The following is a 16,624-nucleotide window of genomic DNA, read 5'->3' as shown; positions in this document are numbered from 1 at the left end:
TTCACAGTGGAGAATCTGATTGCGCTGCTGGTGGCAGCGCCCCTGCTCGGAGCGGCGGTGCTGCTGTGCGGCGGCCGGCGCCTCGACAAGTCCGGCCACTGGATCGGCACCCTGTTCGCGGCCGTCTCCTTCGGGATCGGGGCCGTGCTGTTCGCCGACATGCTCGGGCGCAGCCCCGACGACCGGACCCTGCACCAGCAGCTGTGGAGCTGGATCCCGGTGGAGGGCTTCCAGGCGGACATCGCCTTCCAGCTGGACCAGCTGTCGATGACCTTCGTCCTGCTGATCTCCGGGGTGGGCACGCTCATCCACGTGTACTCGATCGGGTACATGGAGCACGACGAGCGCCGCCGCCGCTTCTTCGGCTACCTCAACCTGTTCGTCGCGGCCATGCTGCTGCTGGTCCTCGCCGACAACTACCTGCTGCTGTACTTCGGCTGGGAGGGCGTGGGCCTCGCCTCGTACCTCCTGATCGGCTTCTGGCAGCACAAGCCCAGCGCGGCCACGGCCGCGAAGAAGGCCTTCCTGGTCAACCGCGTCGGCGACATGGGCCTGTCGATCGCGATCATGCTGATGTTCGCGACCTTCGGGACCTTCGCCTTCGGGCCGGTGTTCGGCGCGGTCGGCGAGACCTCGGAAGGCAAGCTGACGGCGATCGGCCTGATGCTGCTGCTGGCCGCCTGCGGCAAGTCGGCCCAGGTGCCGCTGCAGTCCTGGCTCGGTGACGCGATGGAGGGCCCGACCCCGGTCTCGGCCCTGATCCACGCGGCGACGATGGTGACGGCGGGTGTGTACCTGATCGTCCGCTCGGGCGCCGTCTTCAACGGGGCGCCGGACGCGCAGCTGGTGGTCACCGTCGTGGGCGCGGTCACGCTGCTCTTCGGTGCGATCGTCGGTTGCGCGAAGGACGACATCAAGAAGGCCCTCGCCGGGTCGACGATGTCGCAGATCGGCTACATGATCCTCGCCGCGGGCCTCGGCCCGATCGGCTACGTCTTCGCGATCATGCACCTGGTGACGCACGGCTTCTTCAAGGCGGGCCTCTTCCTCGGCGCCGGTTCCGTCATGCACGGGATGAACGACGAGGTCGACATGCGCAAGTACGGCGGGCTGCGGACGTACATGCCCGTCACGTTCGTCACCTTCGGCCTCGGCTACCTCGCGATCATCGGATTCCCGGGCCTGTCCGGCTTCTTCTCCAAGGACATGATCATCGAGGCGGCCTTCGCGAAGGGCGGCACCGAGGGCTGGATCCTCGGCGGGGTCGCCCTGCTGGGCGCCGGCATCACCGCCTTCTACATGACCCGCGTCATGCTCCTCACCTTCTTCGGCGAGAAGCGCTGGCAGCCCGCCCCGGACCCTGCCACGACTCCCGGCGTCGAGCCCGGCGTCGAGGCGCAGCCCGGCGAGCTGCCGCACCCGCACGAGTCCCCGAAGTCCATGACCATCCCGATGGTCGTCCTGGCGTTCGGTTCGGTCTTCGCCGGAGCCTTCTTCGAGATCGGCGACCGCTTCCTGAACTGGCTGGAGCCCGTCACCGGGTACGAGCACGGCCACTCGCCCGTCAGCGCCATGACGGTGACGCTGGCCACCATGGCGATGCTGGTCGTCGGCGTCGCCATCGCCTGGTCGATGTACGGGCGCAGGCCCGTCCCGGTCGTCGCCCCGCGCGGCTCGCTCCTCACCCGGGCGGCCCGGCGGGACCTCTACCAGGACGACTTCAACCACGTCGTGCTGGTGCGCGGCGGGGAGCACCTGACCCGCTCGCTCGTGTACGTCGACCACAGCCTGGTCGACGGGGTGGTCAACGGGACGGCCGCCTCGGTCGGCGGGCTCTCGGGCCGGCTGCGCAAGCTGCAGAACGGCTACGCCCGCAGCTACGCGGTCTCGATGTTCGGGGGCACGGCGATCCTGATCGCCGCGACCCTGCTGATGAGGGCGGTGTGAGATGAATTTCCCGCTTCTGACGGTGACGGCCGCGGTCCCCGCGGCCGGTGCGGTCCTGACGGCGGCCGTCCCGGCCGCCCGCAGGACCGCCGCCAAGTGGCTCGCCCTGCTCTTCTCGCTGGCGACCCTGGCCCTGGCCGTGCTCGTCGCGATCCGCTTCGAGCCCGGCGGCGACCGCTACCAGCTCACCGAATCCCGCCCCTGGATCGCCGACTTCGGCGTCCGCTACGAGCTGGGGGTGGACGGGATCGGGGTGGTGCTCATCGGCCTCACCGCGCTCCTGATCCCCTTCGTGATCGCGGCCGGCTGGCACGACGCCGACCCCCTCGAAACCCAGTCCTCCCGATGGCGGCCGACGCAGGGCTTCTTCGCCCTGATCCTGCTGGTCGAGGCGATGGTGATCATCTCCTTCGAGGCCACCGACGTCTTCCTCTTCTACATCTTCTTCGAAGCCATGCTCATCCCGATGTACTTCCTCATCGGCGGCTTCGGGGACCGGGCGCACGCGGGCTCGGACGAGAACGCGGCCGCGCAGCGCTCGTACGCGGCCGTCAAGTTCCTCCTCTACAACCTGGTCGGCGGCCTGATCATGCTGGCCGCCGTCATCGGTCTGTACGTGGTCGCCGGGAACTTCTCGCTCCAGGAGATCACCGCCGCCCGCGCCGCGGGCACGCTCGACATGGCGACCAACACCGAGCGGCTGCTGTTCCTCGGCTTCTTCTTCGCCTTCGCGGTGAAGGCCCCGCTGTGGCCGCTGCACACCTGGCTGCCGAACGCGATGGGCGAGGCCACCGCCCCGGTCGCCGTACTGATCACCGCGGTCGTCGACAAGGTCGGCACCTTCGCGATGCTCCGCTTCTGCCTCGGACTCTTCCCCGACGCCAGCAAGTGGGCCACCCCGGTGGTCCTGGTCCTGGCCCTGATCAGCATCGTCTACGGCGCGCTGGTCGCGGTCGGGCAGCGCGACATCAAGCGGCTGGTCGCCTACGCCTCCATCTCGCACTTCGGCTTCATCATCCTGGGCATCTTCGCGATGACCTCCCAGGGGCAGTCCGGTGCGACGCTCTACATGGTCAACCACGGGATCTCGACGGCGGCGCTGATGCTGGTGGCCGGCTTCCTGATCTCGCGGCGCGGCTCGCGGCTCATCGCCGACTACGGCGGCGTCCAGAAGGTGGCCCCGGTCCTCGCCGGCACCTTCCTGATCGGCGGCCTCGCCACCCTCTCGCTGCCGGGTCTCGCACCCTTCGTCAGCGAATTCCTGGTCCTGGTCGGCACGTTCACCCGGTACCCGGTCGTCGGCATCATCGCCACCATCGGCATCGTGCTGGCCGCGCTCTACACGCTGGTGCTCTACCAACGCACGATGACCGGCCCCGTGAAGGAGCAGGTCCGCACGATGCCGGACCTGCACCTGCGGGAGGTGCTGGTGGTCGCCCCGCTGATCGCGCTGCTGATCGGGCTGGGCGTCTACCCGAAGGTGCTCACCGACATCGTCAACCCGGCGGTGGAGCACACCATGTCGGACGTGAAGCAGACGGACCCGAAGCCCGAGGTCGCCGTCGAAGCCAAGAACGGGGAGGAGGCGAAGTGAGCACACTGACTTCCGCCCACAGCCTGTGGACGCTGGCGGCCGACGGACCGGTCGACCGGATCCCGGCGCCGGTCATCGAGTACGCGCAGCTCGCGCCCACCCTGATCGTGGTGGGCGCGGCGGTCCTCGGCGTCCTCGTCGAGGCCTTCGTGCCGCGCAAGTCCCGTTACTACGTCCAGGTGTTCCTCGCCGTCGCCGCGCTGGCCGCGGCCTTCGCGGCGGTCGTCGGCCTCGCGGCCGGCGGGTACGGGAGCACCAAGGCGCGCATCGCGGCGATGGGCGCCATCGCGGTGGACGGCCCGGCGCTGTTCCTGCAGGGCACCATCCTGCTGGCCTCGGTCGTCGCGATCTTCACCTTCGCCGAGCGGAGGCTCGACCCGGCCGCGCACGGCAACCGGGTGGACTCCTTCGCCGCGCAGGCGGCGTCCGTACCGGGCAGCGAGAGCGAGAAGGCGGCGGTCAAGGCGGGCTTCACCACCACCGAGGTCTTCCCGCTGGCCCTGTTCGCGATCTCCGGCATGCTGATCTTCCCGTCGGCCAACGACCTGCTGACGCTGTTCATCGCGCTGGAGGTCTTCTCCCTCCCGCTGTACCTGCTCTGCGCCGTCGCCCGCCGCCAGCGGCTGATGTCGCAGGAGGCCGCGGTGAAGTACTTCCTGCTGGGAGCCTTCGCCTCCGCCTTCTTCCTCTTCGGCATCGCGCTGCTCTACGGGTACGCGGGCTCGGTCTCGTACGCGGCGATCGCCGACGTGGTCGACGGCACGGTCTCGAAGATCGACCCGGCGCTGGCCTCCACCATGGGCAATGACGCGCTGCTGCTGATCGGCGGGGCGCTGATCCTGATGGGCCTGCTCTTCAAGGTCGGCGCGGTCCCCTTCCACATGTGGACCCCGGACGTCTACCAGGGTGCCCCGACGCCGGTCACCGGCTTCATGGCGGCGGCGACGAAGGTGGCCGCGTTCGGTGCCCTCCTGCGTCTCCTCTACGTGGTCCTGCCGGGCCTGCGGTGGGACTGGCGGCCGGTGATGTGGGGCATCGCGATCGTCACGATGCTCGCGGGCGCGGTGATCGCCGTGACCCAGACGGACGTCAAGCGGCTGCTGGCGTACTCCTCGATCGCGCACGCGGGCTTCATCCTGGCCGGTGTGATCGCGACCTCGGCGGAGGGCGTCCAGTCGGTCCTCTTCTATCTGGCCGCCTACTCCTTCGTGACGATCGGCGCCTTCGCGGTGGTCACCCTGGTGCGCGACGCGGGCGGGGAGGCGACGCACCTGTCCAAGTGGGCCGGGCTGGGACGGCGTTCGCCGCTGACCGCGGCCGTCTTCGCGGTGTTCTTGCTGGCCTTCGCCGGCATTCCGCTGACCTCGGGCTTCTCGGGCAAGTTCGCCGTGTTCACGGCGGCGGCGGAGGGCGGCGCGGGAGCGCTGGTCGTGGTCGGTGTCATCTCGTCCGCGATCGCCGCGTTCTTCTACATCCGGGTGATCGTCCTGATGTTCTTCAGCGAGCCGAAGGCCGACGGCCCGACGGTGGCCGTCCCCTCGCCGCTGACGATGACGACCATCGCGGTGGGCGTCGCGGTGACCGTGGTCCTGGGTGTGGCTCCGCAGTACTTCCTGGACCTGGCGGGTCAGGCGAGCACCTTCGTCCGCTGACCCGGTCCGCGCGGCACGCGGAAGGGCCCGGCTCCCCCCTCACGAAGGGAGCCGGGCCCTTCGGCATGAACGGACGGCGCTAGTGGCCGTGCGCGTGCCCTGGCTTCGCCGGGGCAGCGGCCTTGCCCGGGCAGGTCAGCGCGGGGTTCCAGTTGTGGAAACGGCCGGCCGGGTTCTCCTTGTAGGCCCACATGTGCAGGTCGTAGTGCTTGGGCATGCCCGCCCAGTGGCCCGGCATGGGGCCGTCGAAGGGCAGCCCGAACATGCTCGGCCTGTCGTCGGTGGTCTTCAGGTCCTGGTCCCGGTCGGTGGACATCCACTCCACCGTCTGGAGCATGCGACGGCCGTTGCGGTCCTTCGCCGTGCTGTAGAGGAGCGCCGTCGGCCTGCTGGGGTCCTTCGAACCCCAGTTGGCCTGCTTGACGTAGTGGTAGCCCATGGCGCCCACCCCGAACGGGTTGGTCATGCATTCATGGCCGTGGGGGACGTACCCGTCCTTGAGGGCCTCCCGCTCGTCCGCGTACCTGGCCGTCACCGCGATCGCCGTCGCCATGTCCCTCATGGCCTTGTGGTCGTGCGGGTCGGGCGCGGGCCCCTCGACCCCGTGGGCCGGGGCCACGGCGGCCAGGCCGAGCGACGCGGCGGCAGCGCAGGTCAGGACAGCCTTGCGAGTACGGGCGGACATCGGGGGCTCCTGCCGTTCGGGGGCTTTCGTCCACCATCCCGGGGCCGCCGGGCCCCTGCACGCGGCACGCCCCCAAACGGGGGTTCAGGGCCTGGTGGTGCCGGGGCGGCAGCGCACCTCGGGGTTGAACGTCGCGAACATCCCGGCGGGATTGGGCTTCCACAGCCACACGTGGAAGGCGTAGTGGACCTTCTGCCCCTTGAAGCGGCCCGGGATCGGCCCCTTGAAGGGCTGCCCGAACAGGCTCGGGCGGTCGTCGTCCGTCTGGAGGTTCCCGTCCCGGTCCATGACGACCCATTCGAGGGCGACCAGCCTGCGGCGGCCCGACGCGTCGTCCTCGTACAGCAGGGCGGTGGGCTTTTCCGGGTCCAGCGAATCGTCGTAGGCGTGGTTGAAGTGCGGGTAGCCCAGGGCCCCGGCGCCTGCCGGGTCGGTCACGCAGTACGTGTCGGGCACGTACCCGGCCTCCACCGCGGTCCGTTCCCGGACGTACCGGGAGCTCGCCAGGGCGGCCCGGGCGAGGCCGGTCCACGCGGCCGGGTCCGGCTCCGGGCCCGGACGGGCCGCGGCGGGTCCCGCCGGGAGGGCCAGGGCCGCCGCGGCGGTCAGGGCCGGGGCCAGGGCGAGCATGCCGGTACGAGGGGCCATACGGGGCTCCTGGATCGTGGGGCCGAGGTCCAAGGAGCATCGCCCGCGGGCCGCCGTCCGGCCGGGCGGCAGGCCGGACGGCCGGGGCCGGACCGCCCGGGCGGCGTAGGCGTGGACGCCCGCGCCGGGGCGCCGACGGCCGCGGCTTCGGCGGGGCGGGGAGGAGATCCGCCGCCGCGCCCGAAGCCGCTCGTCCCGAAGCCGCTCGTCCCGAAGCCCTCGTCCCGAAGCCCTCGTCCCGAAGCCCTCGTCCCGAAGCCCTCGTCCCGGATCCTGGCTAGCGGGATCCCACGATGCGGCCGGTGACCTCGCCGAGGCCCACGCGCGTGCCGTCCGTGCCCGGGGCCCAGGCGGTGAGGGTGACGGTGTCCCCGTCCTCCAGGAAGGTGCGCTTGCCGTCGGCGAGCTCGATCGCGTCGCGGCCGTTCCAGGTCAGCTCCAGCAGCGAGCCGCGCTGGCCGGTCTCGGGGCCGCTGACGGTCCCGGAGCCGTACACGTCGCCGGTGCGCAGGGAGGCGCCGTTGACGGTCATGTGCGCGAGCTGCTGGGCGGCGGTCCAGTACATCGACGCGAACGGCGGCTGCGCCACCTCCTGCCCGTTGATGGACACGGTGATGCGCAGGTCGAAGCCGCCGGGGCGGTCGACGGCGGAGTCGTCGAGGTAGGGCAGCAGCGGGAAGTCCCGGGCGGGCGGGGCGACGCGGGCCGCGTCCAGGGCCTCCAGCGGGGTCACCCAGGCGGAGACGGAGGTGGCGAAGGACTTGCCGAGGAAGGGGCCCAGCGGCACGTACTCCCAGGCCTGGATGTCGCGCGCCGACCAGTCGTTGAGGAGGAAGAGCCCGAAGACGTGGTCCTCGAACTCGCCCAGCGCCACCGGGCGGCCCATCTCGGACGGGGCGCCGACGACGAAGCCGACCTCGGCCTCGATGTCGAGCTTGACGGACGGCCCGAAGACGGGCGCCGGGTCGGTGGGGGCCTTGCGCTGCCCGCTGGGCCGTACGACGTCGGTCCCGGAGACCACGATCGTGCCGGAGCGGCCGTGGTAACCGATGGGCAGGTGCTTCCAGTTGGGGGTCAGCGCGTCCCCGTCCGGGCGGAAGATCCGACCGACGTTGGTGGCGTGGTGCTCGCTCGCGTAGAAGTCGACGTAGTCGGCGACCTCGTACGGCAGGTGCAGCTCGACCTCGTCCAGCGGCAGCAGGTGCGGCTCCACCGTGGGCCGGTGGCCGGGGTCGGTGACCCAGGCGGTCAGCGCGCGGCGCACGTCGCGCCAGGCGGTGCGACCTGCGGCGAGCAGCGGGTTGAGGGAGGACTGTCCGAGCAGCCCGGCGTACGGGGAACCGAGCGAGGCCGCGGCCGCCCCCGCGTCGAGCACGTGTCCGCCGATCCGCACACCGATCCGGCGCCGGCTCTCTGCGGCGGTCGAGAAGACGCCGTACGGGAGGTTGTGCGGCCCGAACGGGTCGCCCTCGGGTACATCGAGGGGGCTCTGCTGGGGCATGGGGTGCTGCCTCGCTTTCGACGCGGTCCGGGGGTGTCCCGGCAAACACAGTGCGGGACACGCTACCCAGGATCGTGCGGGAAGGCCCCGGCCCCCGAACGGAGATGGAACACACCTGGCAGGACGATCACTGTCAGATATCGACAGTTCCGCTCATATCTCATCTTTTCGCATGTGCTGCCGAGTTCAAGCCGTATGGTCGGCTCCGTGTAGCTGGGCAGGGTCCACGGCTACCCGCCAAGCGGTGTGCGGATGCCGGGCTGTTGGGTCCGCGAGCGCCCCAAGAGGCTGGTGGGAGCTGCGGGAGGACGGATTCGGGCAGTATTTGTAGGACTTGTCCAACGGGGTCCGTATCCTTGGCGCCGTGACTTCCGCCCTCCCCTATACCTTGATCGCCACCGACCTGGACGGGACTCTGCTGCGTGCCGGGGACGCCGTTTCCTCCCGCTCGTGCGCGGCGCTCGCGAAGGCCCGCGCGGCCGGCGCCCAGCACATCATCGTCACCGGCCGCCCGGTCCCGCAGGTACGGCACGTCCTGGACGGCCTCGGATACACGGGGCTCGCGGTGTGCGGGCAGGGCGCGCAGGTGTACGACGCGGCGCGCGGGCGCCTGCTGCACTCCGTTTGCATGGACCGGGGGCTGGCCGAGGTGGCCCTCGGCAAGATCGAGGCGGAGATCGGCGAGGTCTACGCGGCGGTCAACCAGGAGGGGGTGGACGCGGAGATGCTGATAGGGCCGGGCTACCGGATGTGGCATCCGCACCTGCCGACCGTGCGGGTGCCGAGGCGGTCCGACCTGTGGCCGGCCCCGATCACCAAGGTGCTGCTCCAGCACCCCCGGCTGGACGACGACGAGCTGACGCGGGTGGCGCGGTCGGTGGTCGGCGACCTGGTGAACGTGACCATGGCGGGGGAGCACACGGTGGAACTCCAGCCGCCCGGCATCGACAAGGCCAGCGGACTCGCGCGGGCGGCGGACGTCCTGGGGCTGCCCGCCTCGGCGACGATCGCGTTCGGCGACATGCCGAACGACGTCCCGATGTTCGCGTGGTCCGCCCACGGGGTGGCCATGGCCAACGCCCACCGCGAGCTGGTGGCCGTCGCCGACGAGATCACCCTGTCCAACGAGGACGACGGCATCGCGGTGGTGCTCGAACGGCTCTTCGGCTGACGGCCGGTCACCCGGCGGCGCGCGGAAGGCGGCGCTCCCACGTCCGGTGGAAGACCACCTCGTCGCCCTCCCGGCACACCACCTCGTTCGACGTCAGGAAGCCGCCCTCGTCGCAGCGGATCTCCGACCGGGTCTCGACCCGCGCGTCCCAGCCCAGCTCCGGCCGGTGGAGCCGGATCCGCCAGTCCGACCGCGTCCGGGCGGACAGCGGGTCGGCGTCCTGGATCTCGTACACCTCCAGCGCGTCCTCGCCGTACTCCAGGCCGTCCGGGTACACCCGGGTGCCCCCGTACCGCGGGTCCACCTCCAGCCGCCAGGTCCCGCGCGCGACGTCCCGGACGACCAGCCGCTCCGGCCGCGGCTCGTCCAGCGTGGCCGGGTACACCACCCCCAGCGGTTCCGCCTGCTCCGGCGCCTCGAAGACGATCCCCTCCCCGCCCGGCGACGCGGCCCGCACCGGGAGGGTCAGCGCGCTGCCCGCCGGGTCCAGGGTCCAGCCCGCCTCGGAGCCGGCCCGCGGCCAGATCCACGGCCAGTACGCCGAGGACACCGCGAGGCGGATGCGGTGTCCCGGCGGGAAGGCGTGGCCGATGCCGTTCAGCTCGAAGGTGACGTCCTCGTACGAGCCCACCGGCCACGGCACGGCCTGCTCCCGGCCCCGGCGCGCGGAGAGGTTCAGCACGCCCCGCGTGATCAGCGTCGAGGAGCCGTCCGGGGCCACGTCGCACAGCCGGGCCACGACCTGCCCGTACGGCACGTCCAGGCGCAGCCGCAGGGTCACCGAGGGCCGGCCCAGGATCTCCACCGGCTCCCCGGCCGCCACCGGGAACTCGAAGCAGGCCGACTTCGCGTCCTCCTCCCGCTGGTCCGGCGGCAGGTCGGCGTCGTTGCCGAAGGGGAAGAAACGGCCCGCGTCCATCCCGGTGTGCTGCGGGGAGGCGACGGCCACCGGCGCGCCCTGGAACCCGTACGCGACCGGGATGACCGAGGCCGAGGGCCAGGACCCCTCCCCGACCCAGCGGCCCGGGAGTTCGTCGTACACCGTCGCGGGCGGGTGGGAGTCGCTGATCCAGGCGCGGAGCAGCGGCTCGTCCATCACGTCGTTGTCCTCGCCCTTCAGCCAGTGGTCCCACCAGCGCAGCGTCTCCTGGAGGAAGCCGATGGCCGGGCCCGGCGGCAGCGCGCGGTCCGGGTACTGGTGGGACCACGGGCCGATCAGGCCCCGGACCCGGGCCGCGGGGAGGGCGGAGACCAGGCGCAGGACGGTGTCCCGGTAGGGGTCGTGCCAGCCGCCCACCGCGAGGACCGCCGCGCGGATCGCCGGGTAGTCCTCGCAGACGCTGCCGTGGCGCCAGTAGCCGTCGCGGGTCTGGTGCGAGAGCCAGGTGTGGATGAGCGGTTCGACGCCCTCCAGGCGGTCCAGCCACTGCTCCCGCCAGCCGTCGCCGACGAACTTCGGGTCCGGCGGGCGGGAGGCGAAGGCCAGCATGGTGGCCGCCCACGCGTGCATGTCCACGGCCAGGACCGAGCCGCCCGCGTAGTGCACGTCGTTGTCGTACCGGTCGTCGGTGGAGCAGACGGTGACGACCGCCTTGAGGGCCTCGGGCGCGAGCGCCGCGATCTGCAGGCCGTTGAAGCCGCCCCAGGAGATGCCGAACATCCCCACCGCCCCCGTGCACCACGGCTGCGCCGCCAGCCACTCGACGACCGCGACCCCGTCGGCCAGCTCACGGGCGTCGTACTCGTCGCCGGGGCGGCCTCCGCTGCACCCGTGGCCGCGCACGTCCACGCGCACCGAGGCGTAGCCGTGCCCCGCGTACCAGGGGTGGCGCTGCCAGTCGCGCGGCGCGGTCCAGTCGGTGAGCCGGTACGGGAGGTACTCCAGCAGTGCCGGGACGGGCCCGTCGGTGACCGGGCGCCAGACGCGGGCGTAGAGCTCGACGCCGTCGGGCATCGGGATCCGGACATCCTCGCGGGTGGTCCCGTACGGGAATTCGGTACGGATGATCATGCGCGAACCGCCTTGGTGAACCGGGTGCGTGGTGCGCCGCAGCCAGGGCGCCGGAAGGGTGGCGAGGGCGGCGAAGACGAGACAGCCGCCCGATGATCTTCGTCACCGGAGGTTCCCCCGGACGGAGCCCGGGGGAGGAGTGCATCGCGGCGGGCGGCGCGGCCGTGACCCGGGGGTCGCAGGGGGTCAGGGCGCCGCCCCGCAGCGCGGCCCGGTACGAACCGAGGACGCGGTCGGCGAGCCATCCGCCGGCGACGGAGACGAGGTAGACCATGGTCCCGTACGCCGCCGAGACGGACGCCGCGGTGCCCGGTTTCATTCCCGGGCCGCCGTTCGCCACCGTGTCCGCGAAGCAGAGGACGAGGATGGCCTGCATGCCCAGGAACGAGAAGCGCTCCCGGACCTCCGGCCGCGAGAGCGTGGCCCGGCCCCGCGGGTGGCCGGGGAAGCGCCGCCGCGGGGCGGCGGCCGGCCGGCCGCCGGATCCGCTGGTTCCTCTATACCGGTGACAGTTCTGGACAAAACGCATTCTCCGGTTGATTCGGCTCCTCCAGAACATACCGGTGCGCTTCGGACGGTGCGTGGGTGGCGCCCGGACAGGCCCTCTCGGTGATCGAAAACAGACCCGATACGCTGGCTTGAGTGATGGCAGCGACACATCGACAATCCAGGTGATCGTCAACGTGATCGTCAGCAGACAGGAGTACCCCTCGTGACCGTCGTCGGGCCGTTCGGACTGAGCGTGCGGGACCAGGCTCTTGAGACCGATGTCCAGGCCGGACTGGCCGCCGTCGAGGCGGGTCTGCTGGAGGCCACCAAGAGCGAAGTCCCCTTCATCACCGAGGCCGCACAGCATCTGGTGCGGGCCGGAGGCAAGCGCTTCCGGCCGCTGCTGGTGATGCTCGCCGCCCGTTTCGGCGATCCCTACGCGCCCGGAATCGTGCCCTCCGCCGTCGTCGTGGAGCTCACGCACCTGGCGACCCTCTACCACGACGACGTCATGGACGAGGCGGACGTACGCCGCGGCGTGGAGAGCGCGAACACCCGCTGGGGCAACTCGGTGGCCGTCCTGACGGGTGACTTCCTGTTCGCCCGCGCCTCGCACATCCTGGCCGACCTCGGGCCGGAGGCCGTCCGCATCCAGGCCGAGGCCTTCGAGCGGCTGGTGACGGGTCAGATCCTTGAGACGGCCGGCCCGCGTGACGGCCGCGACCCGGTCGCCCACTACCTCGACGTCATGGCCGGGAAGACCAGCTCGCTGGTCGCCGTCTCCTGCCGCTTCGGCGCGATGATGTCCGGCGCCGACGAGATGGCCGTCGACATCCTCACGCAGTACGGCGAGCGGCTGGGTCTGGCCTTCCAGCTGGCCGACGACGTCCTCGACATCGCCTCCGACGCGCACGAGTCCGGCAAGACCCCGGGCACCGACCTGCGCGAGGGCATCCCGACCCTGCCCGTGCTGCGGCTGCGCGAGATGGCGGCCCGCGACGGCAACCCGGACGACCTGGAACTCGTGAGCCTCCTGGACGGCGACCTCACGGACGACGCCCGCCACGCCGAAGTGCTGACCCGGCTCCGCGCGCACCCCGCGCTGGAGCAGGCGCGCCGCGACACCGTCCGCTACGCCGAGGAGGCGCGGGCCATGCTGGCGCCGCTGCCGGCGTGCTCCGCGAAGTCGGCGCTGGAGGAACTGTGCGACGCGGTGGTGCACCGGGCGGGTTAGCACCCGGACTGCCGCCCGGGCCGGCACCGGGCCGGCACTCCTGGCGCTCCTGGCATCCCTGGCATCCCTGGCATCCCTGGCGCACGCGAACAACAGCGGAACGGGCCCTTCCGTCCTGCCGACCCCTACGGGTCGCAGGAGGAGGGGCCTTCGCGTGTCATCCCACGGGTGTACGCGCATTTGCGTCCGGGGGCTGACGCCCGCGCGTCCCCCATTTGGTCAGATGGAGTCATCAACCCCACCAGATCGGGTGAGCGCGGCGACACGGGCGTCGCCGCCGTCGACACAGAGGGCAGGGCACTGACATGGCAGCGAACACGAAGACTTCTCGCAAGGTCGCCCGGTACGCCGTACCGGTCGCGGTGGCGGGTGTGGCCGCGGCGACCGTAGCGATGGTCCCGGCCTTCGCCACCGCCGGCGGACCCGACCTGCCGAAGGTGACGGCGCAGCAGCTCATCGAGAAGATCGCCGCTTCGGACGTACAGGAGTTGTCCGGCACCGCCCGGATCACCACCGACCTGGGCCTGCCGAAGATCGCGAGCGGTCTGCTCGGCGGCGGCGGCGTCACGGGAGGCTCCGCCGCTCCGGAGGACAAGGTCGCGCAGCTGGCGAACGGGACGCACACCTTCCGCGTCGCGGCCGACGGCCCGGACCGCCAGAAGCTGACCTTCCTGGACGGCAAGGACGAGTACAGCCTCGTCCACAACGGCAACGACGTGTGGGGCTACGACTCCAAGTCGAACGAGGTCTTCCACGAGAAGGCCCCCGAGGCGGGCAAGGACGGGGCCGCCGACCACAAGAAGGCCGCCGACCGGCTGGCCGCCTCCCCCCAGCAGCTGGCCGAGGAGGTCCTGAAGGCCGCGGGCCCGACCACGGACATCGGCGTCGGCGACACGGCGCAGGTGGCCGGGCGTGACGCCTACCAGCTGGTGCTCAAGCCCAAGCAGGCCGGGTCCACGGTCGGCGCGATCCAGATCGCGGTCGACGCCAAGAACGGCGTGCCGCTGCGCGTGCAGCTGCTCTCCTCCCAGGGCGGCAAGCCGATCGTCGACGCCGGCTTCACCAAGGTGGACTTCGCCAAGCCGTCCGCCGACACCTTCGCCTTCACCGCGCCCAAGGGCGCCAAGGTGACCGAGGGTTCGGACGGGCACGGCCGTGGTGAGAAGGGGAAGGCCCTGGAAGACAAGCACTGGAAGGCTCTGGAGTCCTTCCCGGGCCTGGGCGCCGTGACCGGAGGCGCGAACGGCAAGGGCGAGACGAAGGTCCTCGGCGAGGGCTGGGCCACCGTCGCGCAGATCGACACCGGGGCCGGCCGGAGCCTGAAGGACCTGGAGAACGACAAGAACGCGCCCAAGGAGGCCAAGCAGTTCATGAGCTCCCTCGGGGACAAGGTCACCGGGAAGTTCGGAGAGGGCCGGATCTTCTCCACCCGCGTGGTCAACGCCCTGATCACGGACGACGGCAAGGTGTACGTCGGCGCGGTCACCAAGGACCAGCTGGTGAAGACGGCGAACGCCGCCAAGTAGCCGTGAGGCAGCGTGAGGCGGCCGTGAGGCAGCCGTGAAGTAGCGGGACGTAACGGCCGACGGCGGAAGGGTGGTCCGGGACCTGTGTCCCGGGCCACCCTTCCGCCGTTCCCCTCCTGCGTACAGCGGCCCCGCTGTACGGTGGTGTGCATGTCGAAACACGTCACCATCCGCCTGAACGAAGAGTTCCATGAGCGTCTGAAGGCGCGCGCGGCGGCGCTGGGGACGACGGTCACCGCGTTGATCACCGAGGTCACGGAGCGCGAACTCGACGACGACCGGAAGAAGTTCCTGTCCGGCATAGAGGAGTTCGCGGACCACTGGGGCTACTTCCAGGAGCGGTTCGGCAATTGAAGATCACCATGGAGTGGGCCTGGACCGCTCTGGCCCACCATCTCCCGTCCGATCCCGCCGTGTGGGACCCCTCCGGGGTGGCCGCCGCGGTGGCCCGGCACCAGAACGACCTCGTCCTGGTGCCCGAGCAGCCCGCCCCGGACACCGCGTGGCGGGCCGCCGCCTTCCTGCACACCCTCGCCGTGTGCCCGGCGCTGGAATCTCCGATGAACGAGTTCTACGCCGCCGCCGCGACCCGCTCGTACCTGCGCGTGGCCGGGGCCAAGCAGCTGCCCTCGCCGGAGGAGCTCGGCGACCTGGTCGAGGCGGCGAAGCTGGGCCGCGTGGACATCGGGGCGGTCGCCGAGGAGCTGCGGGCCCGTATCCAGGACCCGCAGCCCGACGCGACGGTCAGAAAGTGATCTTCCAGCTGTTGATGTAGCCGACGTCCTGCCCGGCCACGTCCTTGACCTGGAGCTTCCAGATCCCGTTGGCGACCTCGCCCGACGCGTTGACCGTGTACGAGGCGATGACGTTGTCGGCCGAGTCCGAACTGGAGGAGTTCTTCAGCCGGTAGGCCGTGCCGTCGGGCGCGAGCAGGTCGATCACCAGGTCACCGCGGTAGGTGTGGACGATGTTCACGTCGACCTTGGTGGTGGCGGGCGCGTTGCCGGTGACCCCGGACACCGTGATCGGCGAGGTCACCGCGGCAGCGGGGGAGTCCGGGATGGACACGTCCGCCGTGTTCTCGAAGGAGGGGCCCGGCGGGACCGGCGTGGCCGCCCCGAGGGTCCAGACCGCGTAGGCGACCGCGTCGGCGTTGCGGTCCAGGGCGGTGTCGTTGATGTTCGCCAGGGAGTCGCAGGAGGAGTGGTAGCAGCGGTCGAAGGCCTGACCGGAGGTGCCGCCCCACTTCTGCGCCTGGGCCGCCGTCTTGGTGTAGTCGGCGCCGGAGAACAGACCGCCGACGGGGATGCCCGCGCTCTTGAAGGGCGCGTGGTCGGAGCGGCCGTCGCCCTCGGTCTCGATCTCGGTCGGGATGCCGAGGCCGGCGTAGTAGTTCTTGAAGGTCTGCTCGATGGTCGGGTCGTCGTCGTAGACGAAGTAGCCCGGGTTCGGCGAGCCGATCATGTCGAAGTTCAGGTAGCCGGAGATCTTCGCCTTCTCGGTCGCCGGCAGGTTGTTGACGTAGTACTTCGAGCCGATCAGGCCGAGTTCCTCCGCGCCCCACCAGCCGAAGCGCAGGTGCTTCGTCGGCTGCAGGCCCGCCCGGGAGACGGCGAGCGCGGTCTCCAGGACGGCCGCGGAACCGGAGCCGTTGTCGTTGATGCCGGCGCCGGCGGTGACCGAGTCCAGGTGCGAACCGGACATCAGGACCGAGTTCGGGTCGCCGCCCGGCCAGTCGGCGATCAGGTTGTAGCCCGTGGCGCCGCTGGAGGTGAAGGTCTGCAGGGTCGTGGTGAAGCCCGCCGCGTCGAGCTTGGCCTTCACGTAGTCGATCGAGGCCTTGTAGCCGGTCCGGCCGTGGGCGCGGTTGCCGCCGTTGTTGGCGGCGATCGTGGAGAGCTGCGTGAGGTGGGCCTTGACGTTGGCCAGCGGGATGTCGGGCGGTGTCGGTGCCGCGGCGGCCGCCGTGGGGGCGGCGAGCGCGGCGGGAGTGGTGGCGGCGAACAGGCCGGCGACCGCGAAGGCGGTCACGGCAGCAAGGCGCCGGGAGACGGACAGGCTCATGTGGGGGCTCCGGGGATTCCGCGGGGATTAGACGGAACGGGCGGTATAGAGCAGGTGAGCGATGGTGCGTCTGTGCGAGCCTGATGTTCAGCGAGAGTATGA

General features: G+C 71.2%; 13 protein-coding genes and 1 pseudogene. 8 read left to right on the top strand and 6 right to left on the bottom strand.

Going from position 1 to position 16,624, the window contains the following annotated elements:
- Nucleotides 1-6 precede the first annotated feature (6 nt).
- From nuoL to nuoN, 3 genes are read left to right on the top strand one after another with little or no spacing between them, the layout of a single operon-like run.
- A complete protein-coding gene (gene nuoL, locus ACFCZ1_RS30510; RefSeq protein ID WP_376681495.1) occupies nucleotides 7-1,947 on the top strand; it encodes an NADH-quinone oxidoreductase subunit L in 1,941 nt (646 codons plus the stop codon).
- 1 nt (nucleotide 1,948) lies between these two features.
- Nucleotides 1,949-3,541 carry an NADH-quinone oxidoreductase subunit M gene (locus tag ACFCZ1_RS30505; protein WP_376681494.1) on the top strand — a complete coding sequence of 531 codons (1,593 nt, stop codon included), beginning with the start codon at nucleotides 1,949-1,951 and terminating at the stop codon, nucleotides 3,539-3,541.
- Nucleotides 3,538-5,193, top strand: coding sequence for an NADH-quinone oxidoreductase subunit NuoN (gene nuoN, locus ACFCZ1_RS30500; RefSeq protein WP_376681493.1), 1,656 nt, complete (start codon nucleotides 3,538-3,540; stop codon nucleotides 5,191-5,193). Before ACFCZ1_RS30505 ends, nuoN begins: the two co-directional genes overlap by 4 nt.
- 79 nt (nucleotides 5,194-5,272) lie before the next feature.
- Here the strand turns inward: nuoN and ACFCZ1_RS30495 are convergent, their stop codons facing one another.
- The 3 genes from ACFCZ1_RS30495 to fahA form a co-directional block, all read right to left on the bottom strand.
- Complete coding sequence (locus ACFCZ1_RS30495; RefSeq protein ID WP_376681492.1) at nucleotides 5,273-5,878, bottom strand: hypothetical protein; 606 nt, start codon at nucleotides 5,876-5,878, stop codon at nucleotides 5,273-5,275.
- A gap of 84 nt (nucleotides 5,879-5,962) precedes the next feature.
- Nucleotides 5,963-6,526, bottom strand: coding sequence for a hypothetical protein (locus ACFCZ1_RS30490; RefSeq protein WP_376681491.1), 564 nt, complete (start codon nucleotides 6,524-6,526; stop codon nucleotides 5,963-5,965).
- Nucleotides 6,527-6,803: 277 nt separating this feature from the next.
- Nucleotides 6,804-8,027: a fumarylacetoacetase gene (fahA, locus tag ACFCZ1_RS30485; RefSeq protein ID WP_376681490.1), complete on the bottom strand. Its 1,224-nt coding sequence runs from the start codon at nucleotides 8,025-8,027 to the stop codon at nucleotides 6,804-6,806.
- Nucleotides 8,028-8,391: 364 nt separating this feature from the next.
- Here fahA and ACFCZ1_RS30480 point away from each other — a divergent pair, with 364 nt between their 5' ends.
- On the top strand, nucleotides 8,392-9,198 hold the full coding sequence (locus tag ACFCZ1_RS30480; RefSeq protein WP_376681489.1) for a Cof-type HAD-IIB family hydrolase: 807 nt from the start codon (nucleotides 8,392-8,394) through the stop codon (nucleotides 9,196-9,198).
- 7 nt (nucleotides 9,199-9,205) lie between these two features.
- On the opposite strand, the gene ACFCZ1_RS30475 is transcribed toward ACFCZ1_RS30480, so the two are convergent.
- Both ACFCZ1_RS30475 and ACFCZ1_RS30470 read right to left on the bottom strand, forming a co-directional pair.
- Nucleotides 9,206-11,209, bottom strand: coding sequence for a CocE/NonD family hydrolase (locus ACFCZ1_RS30475; RefSeq protein ID WP_376681488.1), 2,004 nt, complete (start codon nucleotides 11,207-11,209; stop codon nucleotides 9,206-9,208).
- Between the two features lie 186 nt (nucleotides 11,210-11,395).
- Nucleotides 11,396-11,738 (bottom strand): annotated as a pseudogene (locus ACFCZ1_RS30470) (hypothetical protein); the annotation flags it as partial.
- Nucleotides 11,739-11,921: 183 nt separating this feature from the next.
- On the opposite strand from ACFCZ1_RS30470, the gene ACFCZ1_RS30465 reads away from it, so the two are divergent.
- The 4 genes from ACFCZ1_RS30465 (at nucleotide 11,922) to ACFCZ1_RS30450 (ending at nucleotide 15,213) form a co-directional block, all read left to right on the top strand.
- Complete coding sequence (locus ACFCZ1_RS30465; RefSeq protein WP_376681487.1) at nucleotides 11,922-12,932, top strand: polyprenyl synthetase family protein; 1,011 nt, start codon at nucleotides 11,922-11,924, stop codon at nucleotides 12,930-12,932.
- A gap of 305 nt (nucleotides 12,933-13,237) precedes the next feature.
- Nucleotides 13,238-14,458, top strand: coding sequence for an outer membrane lipoprotein carrier protein LolA (locus ACFCZ1_RS30460; RefSeq protein ID WP_376681486.1), 1,221 nt, complete (start codon nucleotides 13,238-13,240; stop codon nucleotides 14,456-14,458).
- A gap of 150 nt (nucleotides 14,459-14,608) precedes the next feature.
- Nucleotides 14,609-14,812, top strand: a complete 204-nt coding sequence (locus ACFCZ1_RS30455; protein WP_376681485.1) for a plasmid partition protein ParG — start codon at nucleotides 14,609-14,611, stop codon at nucleotides 14,810-14,812.
- Complete coding sequence (locus ACFCZ1_RS30450) at nucleotides 14,809-15,213, top strand: hypothetical protein (protein WP_376681484.1); 405 nt, start codon at nucleotides 14,809-14,811, stop codon at nucleotides 15,211-15,213. Before ACFCZ1_RS30455 ends, ACFCZ1_RS30450 begins: the two co-directional genes overlap by 4 nt.
- On the opposite strand, the gene ACFCZ1_RS30445 is transcribed toward ACFCZ1_RS30450, so the two are convergent.
- Complete coding sequence (locus tag ACFCZ1_RS30445) at nucleotides 15,203-16,522, bottom strand: M28 family metallopeptidase (protein WP_376681483.1); 1,320 nt, start codon at nucleotides 16,520-16,522, stop codon at nucleotides 15,203-15,205. The genes ACFCZ1_RS30450 and ACFCZ1_RS30445 overlap by 11 nt on opposite strands.
- Nucleotides 16,523-16,624: the final 102 nt, after the last annotated feature.

It is taken from the genome of Streptomyces sp. NPDC056224 (assembly GCF_042267665.1).
Taxonomy (GTDB): domain Bacteria; phylum Actinomycetota; class Actinomycetes; order Streptomycetales; family Streptomycetaceae; genus Streptomyces.
Note: the sequence above shows the minus strand (reverse complement) of the source record. Positions and strands in the feature narration are given on the sequence as shown.

What these genes read in the sequence shown, in the direction of transcription:
- ACFCZ1_RS30490 (WP_376681491.1), bottom strand. Translation starts at nt 6,526, where the DNA reads ATGGCCCCTCGTACCGGCATGCTCGCCCTGGCCCCGGCCCTGACCGCC.
- ACFCZ1_RS30455 (WP_376681485.1), top strand. Translation starts at nt 14,609, where the DNA reads ATGTCGAAACACGTCACCATCCGCCTGAACGAAGAGTTCCATGAGCGT.
- fahA (WP_376681490.1), bottom strand. Translation starts at nt 8,027, where the DNA reads ATGCCCCAGCAGAGCCCCCTCGATGTACCCGAGGGCGACCCGTTCGGG.
- ACFCZ1_RS30460 (WP_376681486.1), top strand. Translation starts at nt 13,238, where the DNA reads ATGGCAGCGAACACGAAGACTTCTCGCAAGGTCGCCCGGTACGCCGTA.
- ACFCZ1_RS30505 (WP_376681494.1), top strand. Translation starts at nt 1,949, where the DNA reads ATGAATTTCCCGCTTCTGACGGTGACGGCCGCGGTCCCCGCGGCCGGT.
- ACFCZ1_RS30495 (WP_376681492.1), bottom strand. Translation starts at nt 5,878, where the DNA reads ATGTCCGCCCGTACTCGCAAGGCTGTCCTGACCTGCGCTGCCGCCGCG.
- ACFCZ1_RS30445 (WP_376681483.1), bottom strand. Translation starts at nt 16,522, where the DNA reads ATGAGCCTGTCCGTCTCCCGGCGCCTTGCTGCCGTGACCGCCTTCGCG.
- ACFCZ1_RS30475 (WP_376681488.1), bottom strand. Translation starts at nt 11,209, where the DNA reads ATGATCATCCGTACCGAATTCCCGTACGGGACCACCCGCGAGGATGTC.